The sequence below is a fragment of the Cyclobacteriaceae bacterium genome (assembly GCA_013141055.1).
Classification (GTDB): domain Bacteria; phylum Bacteroidota; class Bacteroidia; order Cytophagales; family Cyclobacteriaceae; genus ELB16-189.
Map to the genome: position 1 here is coordinate 958,505 of JABFRS010000001.1, position 21,545 is coordinate 980,049.

A 21,545-nucleotide genomic window follows, 5' to 3' on the forward strand; every position below is an offset into this window, starting at 1 on the left:
TAGATCATCTAAGTTTCAATGTTGCCAAACAGAAAATCGCCAGCAATATTCCTACGATCCAGAATCGTGTTACAATCTTGGATTCGTGAATATTCTTCTTCTGATAATGATGGTGGATTGGAGACATCAGGAAGATCCTTCTGCCTTCGCCGTATTTCTTCTTCGTGTATCTGAAATAAGATACTTGTAAGATCACGGAAAGATTTTCTACCAAAAAAATTCCGCAAAGGATTGGAATCATAAGTTCTTTGCGAACCGCCAGCGCTACAACCGCAATAATTCCTCCTAATGTAAGACTGCCGGTGTCTCCCATGAATACCTGTGCGGGATAAGCATTATACCAGAGAAAGCCGAGACACGCGCCAACAAAGGCGGTGCAAAAAATCACCAGCTCTCCAAGGTTTGGAATGTACATGATGTTCAAATAGGAACTAAAGTCAACGCGGCCTGACAGGTAGGCAAAAATTGCCAGTGTTAGGCCTATGATAGCGGAAGTACCTGCGGCAAGTCCGTCGATTCCATCCGTCATATTTGCTCCGTTGGAAACTGCGGTAATAATCACAACCACCACTAAGACATACATGATCCATGTGTAATTCTGATCCAGCCATGGTGTAATGCTGTGGTAATCAAATTCATTGTTCTTTAAAAATGGAACTGTGGTTTTAGTGGACTTTACTTCCTTGGACTTGAAATCACCATCAGAGGACAGAATGATGCCGGAAGCCGGAGCTACTGGCTTCTCGCGAATCACAACGCTGTCATTAAAATAAAGCGTCAATCCCACGATCAATCCGATGATCACCTGACCTACGATCTTAAATCTTCCCGCAAGGCCTTCCTTGTTTTTCTTAAATACTTTTATGTAGTCATCGAGAAACCCTATCAATCCCAGTCCAATCGTTGCTGTAATTAATAGGACGATGTAAACGTTATCCAACTTTGCCAATAAAAGAGTAGGAATAAGAATGGCCGCAATGATAATAATACCACCCATGGTTGGAGTTCCTTTCTTTTGGATCTGACCTTCCAGTCCCAGATCACGGATGCTTTCACCAACCTGCTTCTTTCTTAAAAAATCAATCAGTTTTTTACCAAAGGTGATGGTGATCAATAACGACAATACCGCAGCAGCACCAGCACGGAATGAGATGTATTGAAACACTCCCGCCCCCGGTAGATTAAAATGCTTGTCGATATAGTCAAATAAATAGTACAGCATCAGTTGGCAAACATTTTTAACATCCTGCTAACAACTTCCCTGTCATCAAATGGATTCTTAACTCCTTTTATTTCCTGATAAGTTTCATGACCCTTGCCGGCGATCAAAATGATATCCTTTTCTTTCGCAAGCATGCATGCTGTTTTGATGGCTTCTTCACGATCCACCATCACCAGCGTCTTCTTTGCTTCCGTCGGCCCAACTCCTTTTTGCATTTCACGAATGATCTCCATGGGATCTTCATCGCGTGGATTATCCGAAGTAAAAATTACTTTGTCTGAATATTTGCAAGCAATTGCTGCCATCAACGGACGCTTGGTCTTATCACGATTCCCTCCACATCCCACAATCGCAATCACTTGCTCCTGACCGGAGCGGAAGTGTGATATTGTTTCCAAGACATTCTTCAATGCATCCGGTGTATGAGCATAATCAACGATTGCCGTGAATTTTGATCCAGGTTGTACAAGTTCAAATCGACCCACCGCTCCGGTCATTGATGAAAGCTTCAGGAGTACTTCCTCAGGATCTTTTTCCAGCAGGACAGCCGCACCATAAACCGCTAAAAGATTATAAGCATTAAAATCCCCAATCAATTTGAACCAAACATTGCGGTTATCGATCTCGAGCTCCAGGCCTTCAATAGAATTGGTAATAATTTTTCCCTTGAAGTCCGCCAGCTTTTGCAAACTGTAGGTGTTCTTTCGGGCTTTGCAATTCTGAAGCATGACCATACCACGTTTGTCGTCGATGTTCACGAGTGCAAACGCATCAGAAGTCAATCCATCAAACAAGCCTTTTTTGGCGCGGATGTAACTTTCAAAAGTCCGGTGATAATCCAGGTGATCATGAGTAATATTGGTAAACAACGCACCTGTGAAGTAAAGCCCCTGAACTCTTCCCTGATCAACGGCGTGAGAACTTACTTCCATAAAGCAATGGGTACAGCCAGCAGCAAGCATTTCAACCAAAAGCTCATTGATCTGAATTGGATCAGGTGTAGTATGCGTCGCAACAACAACTTTGTCAATAAGACGATTCTCAACGGTTGACAACAATCCACATCTATATCCGAGTGACCCGAACAGTTTATATAAGAGAGTTGCTACCGTTGTCTTGCCATTTGTACCAGTAACACCTACCAGTTTTAATTTTTTGGAGGGATTGCCATAGAAGTTACTGCAAATGATTCCAAGAGATTGCGCACTGTTTTTTACAGTAACATAACTCACGCTTTCAAAAATGCTTTCCGGTAAAACTTCACAGACAATCGCGATAGCTCCGTCAGAAATTGCCTTCTCAATAAAGCTATGACCATCTGATTGGGTTCCTTTGCTGGCTACAAATACATAACCAGCCTTGACTTTTCTTGAGTCAAAGGCAACGCCCTTTATGTCAATATTCATATCACCTATTGTCGAGGTGATGCGAACGTTATATAATATGTCTCTCAGCTCGGCCATTAGCTCAACCGTATATAAATTCTTGATCCTTTTGAAATCTTCATGCCGGGTGAAAGAGATTGCTCTGACACTCTGCCTTTTCCTTCATGTACCACACGAAGGCCAGTCTTTTCCAATAAATAAATTGCATCACGCAATGTCATTCCCTGCACATCCGGCACATGGTCTTTTATTACAGTGTTTTTCTTCCATGCTACTGAACTGCCTGTCTTCACAGCTTTGATCCATTCTTCGTCCGTATTGGAATGATTTGAAACACCGAGTTCATTGCAAAGCATAGTAAGTTCATCCTGCTTGCCTGCACGTATTGTAGGGAATACGCCTTCCGGCAAGGTCACTTTCTTTTCCATGGCAAGGTGCAACTGCAGATCGCGTGAATAGATATTGTCAGCGATCTCTTTGAAGACGGGACCCGCTACATCATTTCCATACTGAAAAATTCCTTTTGGATTCTTGATCAGCACGATAGCTGAGTACTTGGGATCGTGAGCAGGAAAGTATCCAACAAATGAAGTGATGTATTTCTTTTCGTAGTGACCATCTTTTAAAATCTGCGCAGTACCTGTTTTGCCGGCAATGCGATAATATGAGTTCTTAAGATTTGTTGCAGTTCCATGATCCACAACACCTTCCAGCAAAAGGCGAAGCTGATTCAAGGTCTTATTGGAGCATATTTTTGAATTGAGTGTTTCTGTTTCAAATTCCTTCTTTACTTCATCTGCCTGGCTGATAGATGTGACGAAAATAGGTTTGATCATTTTTCCATCATTAGCAACGGCATTGTATAATGTCAGAGTATGCAGAGGAGAAACTTCAAAACCATAACCATAGGCCATCCATGGAAGTGTTATGCCACTCCAGTTCTTATCCTTTGGCCGGGTGATCTTTGGATAAGCTTCTCCAGAAATTTGCAATCCGAGCGGCTTGGAAAGTTTCAGCTCATCCACATACTCTATGAATTTCGCCGGCTTGGTTCCAAAGTGTTTGTCCAGCAACTTTGCCATTGCAATGTTGGAGGATTTTTCAAAAGCCGTTTTGATCGTTATTCTTCCATAACCACCTTCCTTATGGTCGCGAACAATATTCTTATAGAATTTATACTCTCCACTACCGGTATTGATTGTATCAGTAAGATCGATGTTGGTATCTTCCAGCAAAGCCATCATGGTTACCAGCTTGAATGTTGATCCTGGCTCAAGTGAGCCACCTACCGCGTGATTGAATTCCTCCTGATAGCCACCCTGACCGTTAGCGCTGAGATTTGATATTGCTTTTATATGTCCGGTCTTTACTTCCATTACTACTACGGTACCCTGATCTGCATTGTGCGAAAGCATAGCTTTATACAAAGAGGTTTCGGCAACATCCTGCAGATTGATATCTATTGTAGTTTGAATATCCAACCCATCAATCGCCTTAATATTATCGGCATCAAATACAGGTTTCCATGTGTCTCCTGCGATCTTCTGAAATAAAGCTTCCCCATCCTGACCACCAAGCGCATCCTCGAAGCTGTATTCAAGACCTGCACCTTTTCCATTTTCATTGACAAAACCTATGGTTCGACGACTCAGGTTAGTGAATGGCCTGTAGCGCACATCCATTTTTTCAAAGAGTACTCCTCCTCTCAATCGTCCTTCACGGAAGATTGGCCAGGAAGTCATTTCCTTTTTCGCCTGATAGTTGATCTGCTTGCGATTAACAACCACATATCGCTTTCCAGTCTCGCGAGCATCACGGAACATTCTCTTATAATCTGTTTCCGAACGATCCTTGTAGTAGCGTGATAGGAAATAGCATAATGAATCGATGTCTCTTTTAAAGATATCATCCTTAACAAGGGTTGGGTCCATCGCCACCTTATAGAAAGGCAATGAAGTAGCCAATAAGCTTCCGTTATCGGAATAGATATTTCCACGCGTTGCCTTGATCTTCTTATAATCAAAGGAAATTTCGTTGCCGATCTTAGTCCACTTTTCTCCCTCAACGAATTGAATATGCCCCACTTTCGCTGCTACAGAGATAGCAAAGACGACCACCGCCAGGAAGGCAATGCGAACACGGATTAATATGGATTTCTTAATATTCACCTTCTTCTACTTCTACTTTTGTTGGAGGATTAAGGCTTTCTCTTAAGCCAATCACCTTTACTTTTCTTGCTACTTCACTTTGTTTGCTGGCAAACATGAGGTCAGACTTCAACGTTGTGTAGTCCGCTCTCAGATCTTCTACTTCCGATTGTGCCGCATCAATTCTTCTTACAGTCTTTTCAGCATAATGTGTATTACCGATATAGAGTAATCCAATCACCATGACGAACATAATTTTGGGCAGGTACTGAACGGGGAAGCCTTCTTCAAAATAAGTTTCAAGCTTCAATCGACGTTCAATACCTGAAAAAATCCCTGTACCTGGAGTGCCCGGAGCAACAGGCTTGACACGCGCTTCATTTGTGCGTTCGGGTCCTCCTATTCTGAATTTGTTTTCCATCCGTGCAATCCGTTATATTTTTTCCGCTATTCTCAATTTTGCGCTCCGCGCTCTGTTATTCTCTGCTACTTCTTCTTCCGATGCCTCTATCGGCTTTCGTGTTATCGCCTGAAAAGGTTTAATCGGGTTTCCATAAAAATCTTTCTCAAGCTCCCCGTACACTTTTCCGGTGTTGATATAATTCTTCACCATCCTGTCTTCCAAAGAGTGATAGCTCATCACTACCATTCTGCCGCCTTTGTGAATCACATCACCGCATTGTTTTAAAAAACTGTCCAATGCTTCCATTTCCTGATTCACCTCTATTCGCAAAGCCTGAAAAACCTGCGCGTAGTATTTGAATTCTTTACCTCTCGGGGCCATCGACTTCAGCAACTGTATGAGATCTGCATTCGTTGCAAATTTTTTCATGCTTCGCTGCTGTTCGATAGCCTGGGCTAATGTTTTGGCGTTTTTTACTTCACCATACATTCCCAGGATCTTATGAAGCTGCTCTACCGGGTATTCATTAAGAAGTTTTGCTGCCGTGAGTGTGGATTTTTTATCCATCCTCATATCCATGGGTCCATCAAACCGGGTTGAGAATCCTCTTTCGGGAGAATCAATCTGGTGAGAAGAAATTCCTAGGTCAGCTAATATTCCATCTACCTGGGTCACTTCATTCAACTTCAGATACTGTTTCAGGTATTTGAAGTTTGCCTGACAAAATGTGAAAGAACGACTCTGAATATTTTCAGATTGCTTCCTGGCATCGTCATCCTGGTCGAATGCTATTAACCGACCACCTTTTAGTTGCTCAAGAATCTTTAAGCTATGCCCACCACCACCGAATGTGACATCTACATAGATGCCTTCCGGATTGATTTGCAGTGCATCGATACATTCAGTGAGCATGACGGGCCTGTGATACGAAGAGGCCATAGTCAATTACTCATTCAAATATTTCTCTGCCAGCTTTGACAACTCACCTGGGTCCTGGATCAAGTGCTTCTCATAGATTGTAGGATTCCAGATTTCAACCTTGTTCCCCGTGCCCACCAACATCGCATCTTTTTCAACCTGCGCGTAGGTTAGCATGTTCTTGGGTATCAGAAACCGGCCATTGCTGTCCAGCTCAACTGTTACTACCCCTGACAAAAAGTTCCGCTGAAGTTTGCGGTACTCTTCGTTGAACTCATTGAGACCTGAAATTTTTGAGAAGACCTTTTTAAACTCCACCATCGGATACACGATGAGGCATGGCTCGAAGCCCCTGCGGATGACCAATTCCTGGCTTTCCCCTTCGGGAAGCTGGGATTTGATCCGCGCAGGCAGAACTAATCTGCCCTTGGCATCAAGTTTACTCTCGTATTCGCTAGTGAAGAAAGTCATAGACGTGTAGTGGTTGCCTTTTTCTCCTAAGCAAACTTATGTAATTTCCTACCACTTTACACCACTTTGGCCCACAAATTCCTCTAAATATTTAAGATTCCAAATAAAAATGCCGTTTCGGCACCAAAAACAAAGGTCATAACAGGCCAACGTCATTGGGATTGCTTAGAAAAACACGGCTTTTTAGAATGAATTAGACCACAAACAGGAGGAAATAGATAAAAATGGGCTCAAGTGGGAGTTGCGGATGACTTCCAAAAGCAACCATTTCTCTCCTTATCCACTCTATTATTATATAGTGTCAAAATCAAAAACGTCCGGAAATCACTCAGGGAAGCTGAAACCTTTCCTGAATTAGGCAGTATTGCTCTTATTATCCATTCCTCATTATGCTTAAAAATTACATCCTTGTCACGCTGCGCAACCTGATGAAGAATAAAACCTATTCATTCATCAACATTTCAGGTCTCTCTATTGGAATTACTTGCAGTTTGCTCATCCTCCTCTGGGTTTTTGACGAGCTGGCATATGATAAATTCCATCCCAAGTCGAACAGGCTTTACCAGGTCTGGATCAATGCTGCCTTCGATGGCAAGATAAACTCGTGGACTTCTTTGCCACTCCCAACATACGAGGCCTTGAAATCTGTTGACAGCAACATAAAAAATACAGCAGTCACCGACTGGGGAGCCGATCACCTTCTCACTATCAAAGAGCTTGATAAAAGGATCACAAAACGAGGATTCTACGCAAGTGAGGAGTTTCTCACAATGTTTGAATTTCCAATGATCAAAGGAAGTGCGGACAAAGTCCTGACGGAACCCGGCAACATTGTGATTTCAGAATCACTTGCGAAAATATTATTTGGAGATGAAGATCCACTTAATCAGATCATCCTGGTAGACAATGAATCACAACAGAAAGTAGTGGGCATTTTTAAAGACGTCCCCAAGAATTCAACTTTTCAGTTTGACTGCCTGCTGCCGTGGAAACTGAATGAACAAAGGGATTGGGTAAAGCGCAATACAACTGACTGGGACAATAATTCCTTCCAGATTTTTATGGAGCTGAACGACCCATCCAACGAAAAAGCTGTCAATGCATCTATAAAAGAAGTGATTGTCAAGCATGGTTCACCCGATTTCAGAAGGGAATTATTTCTTCATCCCCTTACGAAGTGGAGACTTCACTCAAAATTTGAAGAAGGGAAAATCAATGGAGGCCAGATTGAATACGTGCAAATGTTTACCGTCATCGCAATCTTTGTTTTGGTAATTGCATGTATCAATTTCATGAATCTCGCGACCGCCCGGTCAGAACGCAGAGCCCGTGAAGTGGGGATCAGAAAAAGTGTGGGATCCAAACGAATTGAGATCATTCTTCAGTTTATGGGTGAATCTCTATTCATCGCGATAGTTGCATTTGGCATCTCCGTGCTGTTAACAGAACTGGCGCTTCCTTTTTATAATGATCTCGTTCAGAAAAAACTGTTTATTGATTACACATCAGCACAGTTCTGGCTCTTCACACTTTCACTTGTATTTTTTACAGGAATTATTTCAGGAAGCTACCCGGCATTCTATCTTTCATCATTCCAACCAGTAAAAGTTTTGAAAGGCAAAATACAGGTAGGAAAAAGCGCCAGTCTGCCGCGGAAAATTCTTGTCACCCTGCAATTCGGATTCTCTATTTTATTGATTATCGGAACCATCATCATCTACCAGCAAATTCAACATGTAAAAGCCAGAGATATTGGATATAGCCAGGAAAATCTTATAACGGTTGATTATAATGATGGGATCGCAAAGAATTACAAAGTAATCAAAGATGAATTACTGAGTTCCGGTGGAGTCAATGCCGTAACACGTTCCAACAGTCCGATCACTGAAATCTTTTCAAATAACTTTTTAGGATGGCCTGGCAAAGCGGAAGACCGTAAAGTAATTTTTACAACCATTGCCTGTGAATATGACTATGTGAAGACAATGGGAATCAAACTAATTATGGGGCGTGATTTCTCTGAGGATTTCAAGAGTGACTCAATGGCCATTATTATTAATAAAGCGGGCCTTGACCTGATGGACCTGAAAGAGCCTCTCGGAACCATGCTTGATCTCTGGGGCAAGAAAAGACAACTTATTGGTGTGGTGGATAATGTTTTGATGGGAGATCCTTCCAAACCTGTCAACCCCATGTTTATGATCCTGCAGCCTGGATGGATCAACGCGGTGACCATAAAGCTTGAAAAAACAAATAATCTTGCAGGTTCGGTAGCAAAAGTTGAAGACGTATTTAAGAAATATAATTCTGAATATCCGTTCATCTACTCATTTGCTGATTTGGAGTTTCAGAAAAAATTCACATCCATCAGTATGATCAGTTCCCTGGCGAGTCTGTTCGCTACGCTTGCAATTATCATTACAGGTCTTGGTCTGTTCGGACTTGCCGCCTTCACAGCTGAGCAGCGTAACAAAGAAATTGGTATTAGAAAAGTAATGGGCGCCTCTGTTTCGGGACTGGTGGCATTGATATCCAAAGATTTTTCAAAACTTGTCTTGATAGCTTTTGCTCTTTCGGCACCACTTGCCTGGTGGCTGCTAAATACTTTCCTTGAAAGATATACCTACAGAATTCAGATCGCGTGGTGGGTATTTCCATTGACCGGATTAATATCTCTGGTCTTTGCACTGATCATTGTATCGACACAGGCATTCAGAGCAGCTCAGGCTAATCCAGTGAAATCCCTGAGAAGCGAATAAGTAATTTGAGGATTTGAATCAGTGTTTCGATTCCGGAACACCTTTCAAATCCTCAAACTAATTTATCATCATCTTCACAAACATCGATAGACAAATCAGGATAAAGATTGCTTTCACCATCGGAACACTCAGCTCTGATGTGATTCTAGTCGTTCTCATAATCGTATTGTTTACGATCATTTAGAGTACTGATCTGTCAAAAGGTTTAATGATGCATGAAAATTTTTAAGCTTTGCCTACTTTTTTGTGGTCTCCATCGGCAATGTTTCAATCCTGCTCCATTCCTGCATGGAACCATCATAGACTTTCATATCATAACCAAGAATACGGCCCGCAAGATAAACGACGCTGGCGGTTTGTCCGATAAAGCAATATGCTACCATCTCTTTGCTTTTATCGGTAGAGACCGGTGTAAAATAGGATTGTAATTGATCTGACGGCTTAAATACATTCGTTGCATCGACCATTTCGGAATATGGAATATTCAGTGCACCAGTAATATGACCATCACGGGGATTACCAGTTGGTTCACCATCATAAAAACGTTTCATTCTTGCGTCAACAATAATTCCTGAGCCTGTATTAAGATCTTTTAAGACATAATCCTTGTCAACCAGAATGTTTCCTTTCTGAACTTTAAATTTTCCCTTCTTTACAATAGGTTGTTCTTTGGTCAACGTAAACCCTTCCCTCTTCCACGCTTCCAATCCTCCATTCAGCAAAGATACTTTGCCGCGCAGCCCAAGGTTTTCGAGTGTGAGAAACATTCTTGAAGTGACGCTTACATCATTACGGGTAAAATATAGAACTACATGTGAATTATTTGATACTCCGAGGTCACCTAAAACCTGAGATGCTTTTTCAGGATCCGGTGCATTAAAACTTCCATAAGGAGAATCAGGAGCCAACCAGGCAGGCCATAAATATCTTGCGCCTTCAATATGTTCAAAGTCATAATCGTATTTCAGAAAGGACACTTGCACTAAAACAAGGTCAGCATCTTTCTGATGATCTTTAAGCCATTGCGGTGTTACAAGAATTGGTTGATCCTGGGCATAACTCATCGTTGCTGCCGCCATCAGGCAAAGGAGTGTAAGCATTGCTTTCATAGAAGTGTTTTTGTTTAAGGATAATGACTTATTCGGAAAAGATTGCCTCAGGTTGTGATATTTACAGAACATTAACACTTCTAACCAAATATCCCCTAAAATGGGAGGAGCATCTCTCCACGCAGGGATGAGTGGTAGAAATGGGCATTAGGCACGCTGGAGCTTTAAGCAATATATTTCCTATCTTGGATAGGCATAACCACCCGTATTTCCTGAATGAATAAGCTTGTCATTAAAAGCCATGCTGAATTTGAACAGCACACTGGCAAAGAACTTGGAGTTTCCGAATACATTAAGATTACACAGGAGCAAATCAATTTATTTGCAGACGCCACTCTCGATCATCAATGGATACATGTAGATCCAAAAAGGGCTGCTGTTGAAACTGACTTCAAGACAACAATCGCTCATGGATATCTGACACTCTCCCTCATTCCTCATCTGTGGAATCAGATAACGGAGTTTCATAATATCAAAATGATGATCAATTATGGAATTGAAAAGTTAAAGTTCAATCAACCTGTAATGGTCAACAGTGAGGTTCGCCTTCGTGCCAAGTTACATTCTATCGCCAACCTTAAAGGCATCACAAAATTTGAAGTGGATGTTACGCTGGAAATCAAGGATAATCCAAAAGCTGCGTTCAAGGGATTACTGGTATTTCTGTATCACTTCAATTAGAGCAATCTTTTCTATTCAACGTCAGTGCTAATCATCACTGGCTAAAATTCCCGTTAATCCAGTCCGTCTCCAGAGCAACAGCCGGCGGCACACTTTTTGTGTATGGCGGGATCTTCAAAAAATTAAAATTTCATACCAAGAATCTTTCCGGATTCTTTATTGAATCGAATAAAAATTCCAACTTCCCAAGACGATCCATTCCCATAGAATTGGACCGTTATTATTACTTTAAGTTTAACAAAATTTCTGTGTGATTAAGAAAATCCATCCTATGAAAACTAAAAGTCCGGCAAAAGGAAAATCGAAAACAGATCTTAAAATTTTACCTGTACAGGTCATCGAAAAGAAAATCAAAAAACAGATTTCCAACAGTAATGTATTTGCTGTCAATAGTCTTCGGGATACTTCGCCGGAAGAGTTTGACGCCACGGAGCTATTAAGAGTTCTCACAGAAGTAAAGAATGGAAACTTTACTGTCAGAATGCCGATGGATGCCACCGGTGTTAGCGGTAAAGTCTTCGATACGCTCAATGAAATCATTTCATTGAATGAAAAGATGATGCTGGAATTTACTAAAGCCGGAAATACAATTGGTAAACAAGGAAAGCTTACCCAGCGTATCGAGCTTCCGAGCACAAAAGGATCATGGAGCGAAGGTGTCAATTCGCTCAATGTACTGATATCAGATCTTGTTCACCCAACAATTGAAATCGCTCACGTTATCAGCTCCGTTGCAAAAGGAAATCTTTCTCAGGAAATGCCTGAAGAGATCGGAGATCATAAGCTGGAAGGGGAATTTTTAAGAATTGCAAAAGAGGTGAACTACATGGTGAAGCAGCTGAACCTGTTTTCCATGGAAGTAACACGTGTTGCCCGTGAAGTAGGATCGGAAGGAAAACTCGGAGGACAGGCAAAAGTAAAAGGTGTAGGTGGTGTGTGGAAAGATCTTACAGATTCTGTAAACCACATGGCCGGTAACCTTACCAACCAGGTACGAAACATTGCTGAAGTAACAACCGCTATTGCACGAGGCAATCTCTCCAAGAAAATTACTGTGGATGTTAAAGGCGAGATGCTTGAATTGAAGAACACGATTAACACAATGGTGGATCAGCTCAACTCGTTTGGGTCGGAAGTAACCCGTGTGGCACTTGAGGTAGGTACTGAAGGAAAGCTCGGTGGTCAGGCAACTGTGAAAGGTGTCGGTGGGGTATGGAAGGATCTTACAGACTCTGTGAATCAGATGGCCGGTAATCTTACTGCACAGGTGAGAAATGTCGCCGGTGTAACAACAGCGGTGGCGAAGGGTGATTTATCAAAGAAAATTACGGTGGACGCCAAAGGAGAATTGCTGGAGTTGAAGAATACGATCAATACAATGGTGGATCAGCTCAACTCTTTTTCATCGGAAGTAACGCGCGTAGCCCGTGAAGTGGGATCGGAAGGACAGCTTGGAGGTCAGGCGGATGTGCCAGGTGTAGGTGGTACATGGAAAGATTTAACAGACTCTGTAAATCAAATGGCGGGTAACCTCACTAACCAGGTACGAAATATTGCTGGTGTAACAACGGCTGTTGCGAATGGCGATTTGTCAAAGAAAATTACCGTGGATGTTAAAGGTGAAATGCTCGAGTTGAAGAATACAATCAACACGATGGTGGATCAGCTTAACTCTTTCGGATCGGAAGTAACCCGTGTGGCACTTGAAGTAGGTACAGAAGGAAAGCTCGGTGGTCAGGCAACAGTGAAAGGTGTGGGCGGTATCTGGAAAGACCTTACCGATTCCGTGAATCAGATGGCATCCAACCTTACAGGACAGGTACGAAACATAGCGGGGGTAACCACTGCGGTGGCGAATGGTGACTTGTCCAAAAAGATTACTGTGGACGTTCGCGGAGAAATGCTGGAGTTGAAAAATACGATCAACACGATGGTGGATCAGCTTAACTCTTTCGGATCGGAAGTAACCCGTGTGGCGCTTGAAGTGGGTACAGAAGGAAAGCTTGGAGGTCAGGCAACAGTGAAGGGTGTGGGTGGGGTATGGAAAGATCTTACCGACTCCGTAAATCAGATGGCCGGTAACCTTACAGCTCAGGTTCGAAATGTTGCTGGTGTAACAACAGCGGTGGCAAAGGGTGACTTATCCAAAAAGATCACGGTGGATGCAAAAGGAGAATTGCTGGAGTTGAAGAATACCATCAATACTATGGTGGATCAGCTCAATTCATTCTCCTCTGAGGTAACGCGTGTGGCACGGGAAGTTGGTTCGGAAGGGCAGTTGGGTGGGCAGGCAAACGTGCCTGGAGTTGGTGGAACATGGAAAGATTTAACAGACTCAGTAAATCAGATGGCATCCAACCTTACCAACCAGGTAAGAAATATTGCCGAGGTAACAACGGCAGTGGCGAAGGGTGACTTATCGAAGAAAATTGCCGTTGACGTTCGCGGAGAAATGCTTGAGTTGAAGAATACGATCAACACGATGGTGGATCAGCTTAATGGATTTGGTTCGGAAGTAACGAGGGTGGCACGTGAAGTGGGATCAGAAGGAAAGCTGGGCGGACAGGCTGATGTACCCGGAGTTGGTGGAACATGGAAAGACTTAACGGACTCGGTAAATAAAATGGCCGATAATCTTACCAATCAGGTACGGAATATTGCCGAGGTAACAACAGCCGTGGCGAAAGGTGACTTGTCAAAGAAGATCACGGTGGATGTGAAGGGTGAAATGCTTGAGCTGAAAGACACTATTAATACTATGGTGGATCAGCTCAACTCTTTCGCATCTGAAGTAACGCGTGTTGCCAGTGAAGTGGGATCGGAAGGAAAGCTTGGAGGTCAGGCAACGGTAAAAGGTGTGGGTGGTGTGTGGAAAGGTCTTACCGATTCCGTGAATCAGATGGCTGGTAATCTTACTGCACAGATCCGTAACATTGCCAACGTTGCGATCGCTGTTGCGAATGGTGACTTGTCAAAGAAAATTACGGTGGACGTGCGCGGAGAAATTCTCCAGTTGAAAGATACACTCAACACCATGGTGGATCAGCTTCGTGGTTTTGCCTCAGAAGTAACGCGTGTGGCACGAGAGGTTGGTACTGACGGAAAGTTAGGCGGTCAGGCATTCGTACCGGGTGTTGCAGGAACATGGAAGGATTTGACCGACTCTGTAAATCAGATGGCGGGTAACCTTACCGACCAGGTGCGGAATATTGCGGGTGTAACAACCGCTGTAGCGAATGGTGACTTGTCGAAGAAAATTACGGTGGATGTGCGCGGAGAAATGCTGGAGTTGAAAAATACTATCAATACGATGGTGGAACAGCTTAACTCTTTTGCATTCGAAGTTACACGTGTGGCACGGGAAGTGGGTACAGAAGGAAAGCTCGGCGGTCAGGCCGAAGTACGTGGTGTTGCTGGTACATGGAAAGATTTGACTGACTCTGTGAATCAGATGGCGTCCAACCTTACGGGTCAGGTACGTGGTATCGCAAAAGTTGTAACATCCGTAGCGAAAGGAAATCTTAAACAAAAACTATCCATCAATGCGTTGGGGGAATTGGCGCAATTAACGGATACAATCAATGAAATGATTGATACCCTGGCTGTGTTTGCAGAACAGGTGACAACAGTGGCACGTGAAGTGGGTGTTGAAGGACGACTGGGAGGACAGGCAAGTGTACCGGGAGCTTCAGGAACATGGAAAGACTTAACGGAAAACGTAAATCAGCTTGCGGCTAATCTTACCACTCAGGTGCGTTCAATCTCTGAAGTGGCCTCTGCGGTGACGAAGGGTGACTTGACCCGAACGATTCGCGTGGATGCAAAAGGTGAGTTGGAAGCATTGAAAGATACGATCAATCAGATGATCACAAACCTTCGTGAGACGACGTTGAGAAATCAGGATCAGGATTGGTTGAAATCAAATCTTGCCAAGTTTACTCAGATGCTTCAGGGGCAAAAAGATTTGAATACGGTAACGAAGCGTATTCTTTCTGAATTGGCACAAGTCGTTACCGCGCACTATGGAGCATTCTATATTTTACAGCAAGATGACGTAACCCAGAATGTTAAGCTGAAATTATTTGCAGCTTATGCTTATAAAGAAGACAAGAATATTCCAAAGGAGTTCTCAATTGGTGAAGGTCTTGTTGGACAATGCGCATTTGAAAAGGAAAGAATTTTATTGACGAACGTTCCACAGGGATACGTGAAGATCAATTCAGGATTAGGTAAAGCGAAACCGTCCAATCTTATTATCCTTCCGGTTCTATTCGAAAACAGCGTAAAGGCCGTTATTGAATTAGCGTCCCTGGATTCTTTCAGCGACACCCACTTAGACTTCCTGAGCCAGCTGACAGAAAGTATTGGTATCGTGTTGAATACCATTGAGACCAACACAAGAACAGAAGAGCTGCTGGAACAATCACAGTCACTGGCCGGTGAGCTTAAAACACAACAGGAAGAATTAAGAAGAACGAACGATGAGCTTCAGGACAAAGCATTACTGCTGGTGAAACAGAAAGATGAAGTGGAAGCAAAGAACAAAGAAGTTGAAGAAGCAAGAAAATCACTGGAGGAAAAGGCAGAGCAGTTGACACTTACATCCAAATACAAGTCTGAATTCCTTGCAAACATGTCTCATGAGTTAAGAACACCACTCAACAGCTTGCTCATTCTTGCACAACAGCTTTATGAGAATGCGGAAGGAAATCTGAATGATCGCCAGATTCGTTATGCCAAGACCATACACTCATGTGGTGATGACCTTATCCAGCTGATCAATGACATCCTCGATCTTTCTAAAATTGAATCAGGATTTATTTCCGCTAACATCTCCACTGTGAGAGTGGCAGAGATTGCATCATTTGTTGAGACTACCTTCAGACCAATATCGGAAGCAAGAAATCTTAAGTTCAAAATCGAAACTGACTTCACGCTGCCAGCGTCCATGGAGACAGACATCCAACGTCTGAATCAGATCCTGAAGAATTTACTATCCAACGCATTTAAGTTTACAGAAAAGGGAGAAGTTTCTTTAAAGATTGCTGAGGCTCATAAAAACTGGAAACCAAACAATGCCAGTCTTGATAATGCTTCGAAAGTTGTTTCATTCTCCATCAGTGATACGGGCATTGGTATTCCTCAGGAAAAACAGCTAATCATCTTTGAAGCCTTTCAGCAGGCAGAAGGTTCTACCAGCCGGAAGTATGGTGGCACAGGGCTTGGATTATCGATCAGTCGTGGATTGGCAGAGCTTCTTGGAGGAACGATTGAACTGGATAGTCAGGCCGGGCACGGAAGTACCTTTACTTTATATCTCCCTATTAATAGCGTTGCAAATGTTGCTCCTCGCGAAGTTTCACAAAGTATAAAAGTAATTCAGCAACTTCAGATGGATTCGGAAGAGACCAGCGTGTTGAAAAATCTTCGGATCACAAATGAAGGTATTGAGGCCCGCAATATGGATGTCGTCAGTGAGATGATTAATGAGACTGGCGATGACAGAAGTCACATTCTTCCTAAAGACAAAGTTGTGCTGGTAGTTGAGGATGACTTGCGTTTTGGAAAGATCGTTGTTGAAAAAGCGCATGAAAAAGGAATGAAGGCTGTGATAGCGACCAACTATCTGGAAGTCTTTGATTTTATCAATCGCTTCTCCCCGATTGCAATTACACTTGATGTAAAGCTGCCAGACACCAGCGGTTGGAAAGTAATTGATCTTCTCAGGAATGATCTTACATATCGTCATATTCCAATTCACGTCATTTCAGGAGAAGAAAACAGGATGCTGGCGATAAAACGTGGAGCCAGAAACTTCCTGTTGAAGCCGCTTGATAACGATATTCTCAACTCACTGTTTGATGATATTATTTCTTACGATAAGAAAGAAATAAAGAATATCCTTATCGTTGAAGATAACGAAATTGATTCCTCACAGATTATCAAGATCCATAAGGATGATCATCTTCAGATCACATCGGCCTCTACCGGAAAAGAGGCACTTCAGCAAATCCAGGAAAATGAATACGATTGTATCATCCTGGATTATTCGCTTCCTGACATGAATGGTGACGACCTCATTCGGGAAGTCGGGCGAATCAAACAAAAGCTCACTCCGGTAATTGTCTATTCCGCTAAAGACTTTTCCAAGATTGAATTGAATAACATTAATCTCAATTCCAGCTCAATTATCCTGAAGGGGGTAAATTCAATTGAGAACCTGTTAGCGGAGACAATGTCACATCTCCACATCAATCACAAAACCCTTGCGCCAGAAAAGCAGCGCATCATCGAGAACGTACGTAATAAAGAAGACATTCTTACCGGAAAAAATATCCTGGTAGTAGATGACGATGTGCGAAATCTCTTTGCCCTGACAACAGTTTTTGAACGATTCAACATCAAGGTAATTACAGCAGAAAGCGGTAAGGAAGCTATTAACATCCTGAATGAAAATCCCAAAATTGAAATGGTGCTGATGGATATCATGATGCCTGAAATGGATGGATATGAGACTACTCAGAAAATCCGGAGGGAACATAAGAACAGTTCACTTCCGATCATTGCAGTTACTGCCAAAGCGATGAAGGGTGACCGTCAGAAATGTATTGAAGCCGGAGCATCGGATTATATTACAAAGCCTGTTAAAATCGATCAATTGCTTTCGTTAATGCGTCTATGGTTTTGTAAATAAAAACACTACGAATGAAACCTAAAATTCTATTAGTAGACGATCGCGAGGACAATCTTCTTTCTATCGAAACAATTCTGGAGCCTGTAGGATACCAGTTTGTTAAGGCTAATTCAGGCAGGCAGGCCCTCAAGATCCTTCTTACGGAGTTTGACTTCGCTATGATCCTGATGGATGTCAAAATGCCTAACCTGAATGGTTTCGAGACCGCTGCTTTGATCTATGAACGGGAAAAACTAAAACACATTCCAATCATTTTCATCACTGCAAATAATTATGGTGATGAGAATATGTTCAAAGGTTATCAGTCGGGCGCGATTGATTATATCTTTAAACCCATCAATCCCGATATATTAAGAGCAAAGGTGAGCATCCTGATAGATCTTTACAGAAAGAACAGGTTGCTTTTCGAACAGGAACAAAAGCTAAGCGCGATCAACAGGAATCTCGAAATGGAGATTCATGAGAGAAAAGCTTCAGAAGAAAGAGTCCATCTCCTGAACAAAAAATTACTGGAGAACATCGCTCATCTCGAAAGTGCCAACAAGGATCTTGAGAGATTTGCCTTCATGGCATCCCATGATCTTCAGGAACCTTTGCGCAAGATCCGAATGTTCAGTGATATGCTCCATGAAAAATATCAGGATGTACTGAAAGATGATGCAAAACTTATCACGAGGATCAACTCTGCTGCAGACCGAATGCGTACATTGATCGTCGACATCCTGGCATTCTCAAAAGTGTCTGCAGAAAAAACAGAGTTTGTCAACAGCAATATCAATGACATGCTCAAAGACCTTCTAACAGATATGGAGGATGAGGTGAAAGAGAAAAGAGCAATTATTTCAATTGATCATATCCCCTCTTTATACGTCAGTCCGAGGCTTATGCGTCCTCTATTCCAGAACCTGATCACCAACTCTTTAAAGTATCGCCAGAAAAATATCGACCCTGTTATCAAGATAAGATCCGAAATGAGCCTTGCCATCAGTGACCGGGACAGCAAAAATCTTGTTAATAAATATTGTCGGATCTTTGTAGAGGACAATGGAATAGGCTTTGATCAGAAATATGCTGAAGATATATTCGGTATGTTTAAGAGACTTCACCAGCACGGCGAATTCGAAGGTACGGGAGTCGGACTTGCTTTGTGCAAAAAGATCATTGAACTTCACAATGGTTTTATCTCTGCCCGAAGTAAGCCCAATGAAGGATCAACTTTTATCATTTCACTTCCGTTATTGCAGGAGAAATTTTAGGGAATTCTTTGTCCTTTATTTCCGTTTAATCTTTTGGCTCTGGATTTACCATTGCTTTAGATGAAGCGGTTTATGAAAGAGTAAACAACATTGGGAAAACCTAATAATTTGCTCAGTTGCACACTTTTTTGAGCGTGCACCACCGTTTCCAGCATCAATTCAAAGAAAATCACTCAAAAGCACGGTCGACCCACGGTCACCCCACAGTCACCCCACGGTCACCCCCCTCGATTTAAGGGGAACGGTTGGCCTGAATCTGCGTAAGGATTGTGAATCAGGCTTTTCCATCCGAGAAGTCTATAAAAACGATTGAAAATATGTCTGAAAAACCTGCTATGAGCATTCAAAAATTGTCGCAAAACGACCTAGTTCACCTTAAATGGGTCGATCTTCCCCACCACCAATCTCATCTCCTGAGCAAGGGAATATATCACTGACAGTTGATGGGGTACATCCTGATTTTCGAGAAGGACCTTTTCAGCAGCAGCTTCTGCATGATCAAAGTTATGTTCAGTTTGCTGAAATTCTTCGCGTATGGACGCCACAAGTTTTGCAGCATCGGATGTGAGCAGAAATTCATTGGTTATCTTTTCTTCCGGTAGAGCCGCGATGTGTCCCGCAAGAATGTGACTCGCTATCACAAATTGGTGAAGTTGTTCCGCCTGACGAATCCGCTTGGGCTCGCTCAATATTCTCTGAAAATTATCTGACAGGTTAGTCAGAGCCACAACTTCATTCTTTCTAGCGAGCTTATATGATTTTGTAAATTTGGTTTTGTCGGCAAGTGCCTGCAGGGCTGCATCAAAATATATCCGATGTGCTGTCAGCATCTCACGCAAGGAAGTTTCGATCTCTTCTCTTCCCCAGACCGGTAAAATAAATCTTGCACAAAAAGCTGCTATGACAGAACCGATCAGTGTATCGATCAATCTCTTTTCAATCAACGTAGTGAATTCAGAAGGGTTCAAAAAATGGAAAGTAATAATGATGTAAATCGTTAAAAAAAGAACAAATCCGAAATAATTTATTCTCAAAAAACTATAGCTCATGATCATGCTGAAGATCATCATTACGAGCAGTGCCGCCCGATCCGTTACAAAATAAATAGCAACTGCCGCCAGCAATGCCCCTAATAAAGTTCCTCCGAGACGTTGAAAATTCCGTTGTCGCGATACTGAATAAACTGGCTTTAGTATGGTAACGATCGTAAGCAACACCCAATAAACCTGCGTCAGTGAAAGAGAAACTGAAATGACATATCCCAGCAATAATCCAAATGATAATCTGAGCGCATGTCGAAATGTATTGGACTTAATTGTGAGGTTTTCACGAACTACCTCCCATTCGATTGGCTGCCCCATTGCCATCCTATTTGCTTCCACTATAGCAGAATAAGAAGTCGGAAGCTTTATCTCCAATCTTGTGTACAATACCAGTCTCTGTAAAAGGATCGTTATGTGCCGCAAACTCGACAGGGTCTTATCCAAAGCATGGAGATTTCTTATCGATTCATGCTCTTTGGCAAGAACTTTCTGTTCCTTAATAGCTTCTGAAAGCTCGTGCAGCAAAATATTCAAATCAACATCGTCTCTGACAGCAGCGCCGGACTGAACAATGAGTCCGATACGCTCTACTTCCTTTGCCACACGGTAGATGGCATGATAAAATTTGTTCATCAAGCCCGTATCACCAAGCGCATCATGCAACTGCTGATAGTCCTGATAAGAGCTCATCACACGTTCAAGCAAATCGATGGAATCAATGAAGATCATCATCGTACTCCGGCTTCTGGGACTTGCGTCTGCTACGTATTGCCTCGTTTTAAAAAGTATTTCCCTTGCCTGATCCTGGCATTTAAGAACTGTTCCCTGTGCATTCATCACATGGGTGAAACCATTTTCAATGTTCTCCCCTTCTCGATAAAGAGATGCACGCGCGCGCAAGTAATCGGCAATCGCAATAAGATTTTCTCCTACCGCCTGTTCCGCAAGACGGTAAGGACGAATTCTATAAAGCAATAAGCTAAAAGCTGTATACCAAAGTCCACCTGACAAAATCAGAACTGTGTCGAGAAAAATATTATTATCCGATCCATGAGGAACGAGATTCAATACCATGATCACGGTCGCCAATGTTCCGATTGCGCTGGCGCGATTTCCAAAAATTCCAAACATGGAATATAAAAAACTGAAGACAATGATGACAAGAACCAATGCGATTTGATAATCGCGGACGCTTCCTGTTATCAGAACGGTCAGAGTATTAAAACCAACCGCTGCCAGGAGACCGTTACGCCGGTGATGAATTGGACCAGGCGCATCAGTAATGCTGGCGAAAAGAGCACCCCAAAGAAACGGCATCCCCATTGCCAGTAAGCCAAAATGCTCAAGTAATAATGTGGGAAGCATCACCCCTGCCGTAATGCGAACTCCTGTGTTCCAATACTGACTGGTAGTAAATTTCTTAACTTCTTTAATGTAATCGGTACTTCTTAGCACAG

At 42.6% G+C, this 21,545-nt stretch carries 12 protein-coding genes; 4 read left to right on the forward strand and 8 right to left on the reverse strand.

Annotated features, from left to right (window positions below):
• Positions 1-4: 4 nt before the first annotated feature.
• From HOP08_04150 to mraZ, 6 genes are all read right to left on the reverse strand, one after another.
• The gene (locus HOP08_04150) at positions 5-1,222 is read right to left on the reverse strand and encodes a phospho-N-acetylmuramoyl-pentapeptide-transferase (GenBank protein ID NOT74097.1); all 1,218 of its coding nucleotides are present in this window, start codon (positions 1,220-1,222) and stop codon (positions 5-7) included.
• Positions 1,222-2,685 carry a UDP-N-acetylmuramoyl-L-alanyl-D-glutamate--2,6-diaminopimelate ligase gene (locus HOP08_04155; protein NOT74098.1) on the reverse strand — a complete coding sequence of 488 codons (1,464 nt, stop codon included), beginning with the start codon at positions 2,683-2,685 and terminating at the stop codon, positions 1,222-1,224. The genes HOP08_04150 and HOP08_04155 overlap by 1 nt, the downstream gene beginning before the upstream one ends.
• Positions 2,685-4,775, reverse strand: coding sequence for a transpeptidase family protein (locus HOP08_04160; protein NOT74099.1), 2,091 nt, complete (start codon positions 4,773-4,775; stop codon positions 2,685-2,687). Before HOP08_04160 ends, HOP08_04155 begins: the two co-directional genes overlap by 1 nt.
• Positions 4,765-5,088, reverse strand: coding sequence for a hypothetical protein (locus HOP08_04165; protein ID NOT74100.1), 324 nt, complete (start codon positions 5,086-5,088; stop codon positions 4,765-4,767). Before HOP08_04165 ends, HOP08_04160 begins: the two co-directional genes overlap by 11 nt.
• 99 nt (positions 5,089-5,187) lie before the next feature.
• The gene (gene rsmH / locus HOP08_04170; protein NOT74101.1) at positions 5,188-6,096 is read right to left on the reverse strand and encodes a 16S rRNA (cytosine(1402)-N(4))-methyltransferase RsmH; all 909 of its coding nucleotides are present in this window, start codon (positions 6,094-6,096) and stop codon (positions 5,188-5,190) included.
• Between the two features lie 6 nt (positions 6,097-6,102).
• Positions 6,103-6,546, reverse strand: coding sequence for a division/cell wall cluster transcriptional repressor MraZ (gene mraZ, locus HOP08_04175; protein ID NOT74102.1), 444 nt, complete (start codon positions 6,544-6,546; stop codon positions 6,103-6,105).
• Between the two features lie 389 nt (positions 6,547-6,935).
• Between mraZ and HOP08_04180 the strand changes: the two genes are divergently transcribed.
• On the forward strand, positions 6,936-9,305 hold the full coding sequence (locus HOP08_04180) for an FtsX-like permease family protein (GenBank protein NOT74103.1): 2,370 nt from the start codon (positions 6,936-6,938) through the stop codon (positions 9,303-9,305).
• A gap of 236 nt (positions 9,306-9,541) precedes the next feature.
• Here HOP08_04180 and HOP08_04185 read toward each other — a convergent pair whose 3' ends face one another.
• The gene (locus tag HOP08_04185) at positions 9,542-10,414 is read right to left on the reverse strand and encodes a sulfurtransferase (protein ID NOT74104.1); all 873 of its coding nucleotides are present in this window, start codon (positions 10,412-10,414) and stop codon (positions 9,542-9,544) included.
• Between the two features lie 216 nt (positions 10,415-10,630).
• On the opposite strand from HOP08_04185, the gene HOP08_04190 reads away from it, so the two are divergent.
• The 3 genes from HOP08_04190 (at position 10,631) to HOP08_04200 (ending at position 19,045) form a co-directional block, all read left to right on the forward strand.
• Complete coding sequence (locus HOP08_04190; protein NOT74105.1) at positions 10,631-11,095, forward strand: MaoC family dehydratase; 465 nt, start codon at positions 10,631-10,633, stop codon at positions 11,093-11,095.
• Positions 11,096-11,366: 271 nt separating this feature from the next.
• A complete protein-coding gene (locus HOP08_04195) occupies positions 11,367-17,789 on the forward strand; it encodes a HAMP domain-containing protein (GenBank protein ID NOT74106.1) in 6,423 nt (2,140 codons plus the stop codon).
• An 11-nt stretch (positions 17,790-17,800) separates the two neighbouring features.
• Positions 17,801-19,045, forward strand: coding sequence for a response regulator (locus HOP08_04200; protein NOT74107.1), 1,245 nt, complete (start codon positions 17,801-17,803; stop codon positions 19,043-19,045).
• A gap of 365 nt (positions 19,046-19,410) precedes the next feature.
• On the opposite strand, the gene HOP08_04205 is transcribed toward HOP08_04200, so the two are convergent.
• Positions 19,411-21,543 (reverse strand): hypothetical protein, encoded by a 2,133-nt coding sequence (locus HOP08_04205; GenBank protein ID NOT74108.1) that lies wholly within the window; start codon positions 21,541-21,543, stop codon positions 19,411-19,413.
• Positions 21,544-21,545: the final 2 nt, after the last annotated feature.

Bases quoted from the DNA above. Each gene is read 5' to 3' on its own strand.
- HOP08_04150 (NOT74097.1), bottom strand. From the start codon at position 1,222: ATGCTGTACTATTTATTTGACTATATCGACAAGCATTTTAATCTACCG.
- HOP08_04155 (NOT74098.1), bottom strand. From the start codon at position 2,685: ATGGCCGAGCTGAGAGACATATTATATAACGTTCGCATCACCTCGACA.
- rsmH (NOT74101.1), bottom strand. From the start codon at position 6,096: ATGGCCTCTTCGTATCACAGGCCCGTCATGCTCACTGAATGTATCGAT.
- mraZ (NOT74102.1), bottom strand. From the start codon at position 6,546: ATGACTTTCTTCACTAGCGAATACGAGAGTAAACTTGATGCCAAGGGC.
- HOP08_04180 (NOT74103.1), top strand. From the start codon at position 6,936: ATGCTTAAAAATTACATCCTTGTCACGCTGCGCAACCTGATGAAGAAT.
- HOP08_04185 (NOT74104.1), bottom strand. From the start codon at position 10,414: ATGAAAGCAATGCTTACACTCCTTTGCCTGATGGCGGCAGCAACGATG.
- HOP08_04190 (NOT74105.1), top strand. From the start codon at position 10,631: ATGAATAAGCTTGTCATTAAAAGCCATGCTGAATTTGAACAGCACACT.
- HOP08_04195 (NOT74106.1), top strand. From the start codon at position 11,367: ATGAAAACTAAAAGTCCGGCAAAAGGAAAATCGAAAACAGATCTTAAA.
- HOP08_04200 (NOT74107.1), top strand. From the start codon at position 17,801: ATGAAACCTAAAATTCTATTAGTAGACGATCGCGAGGACAATCTTCTT.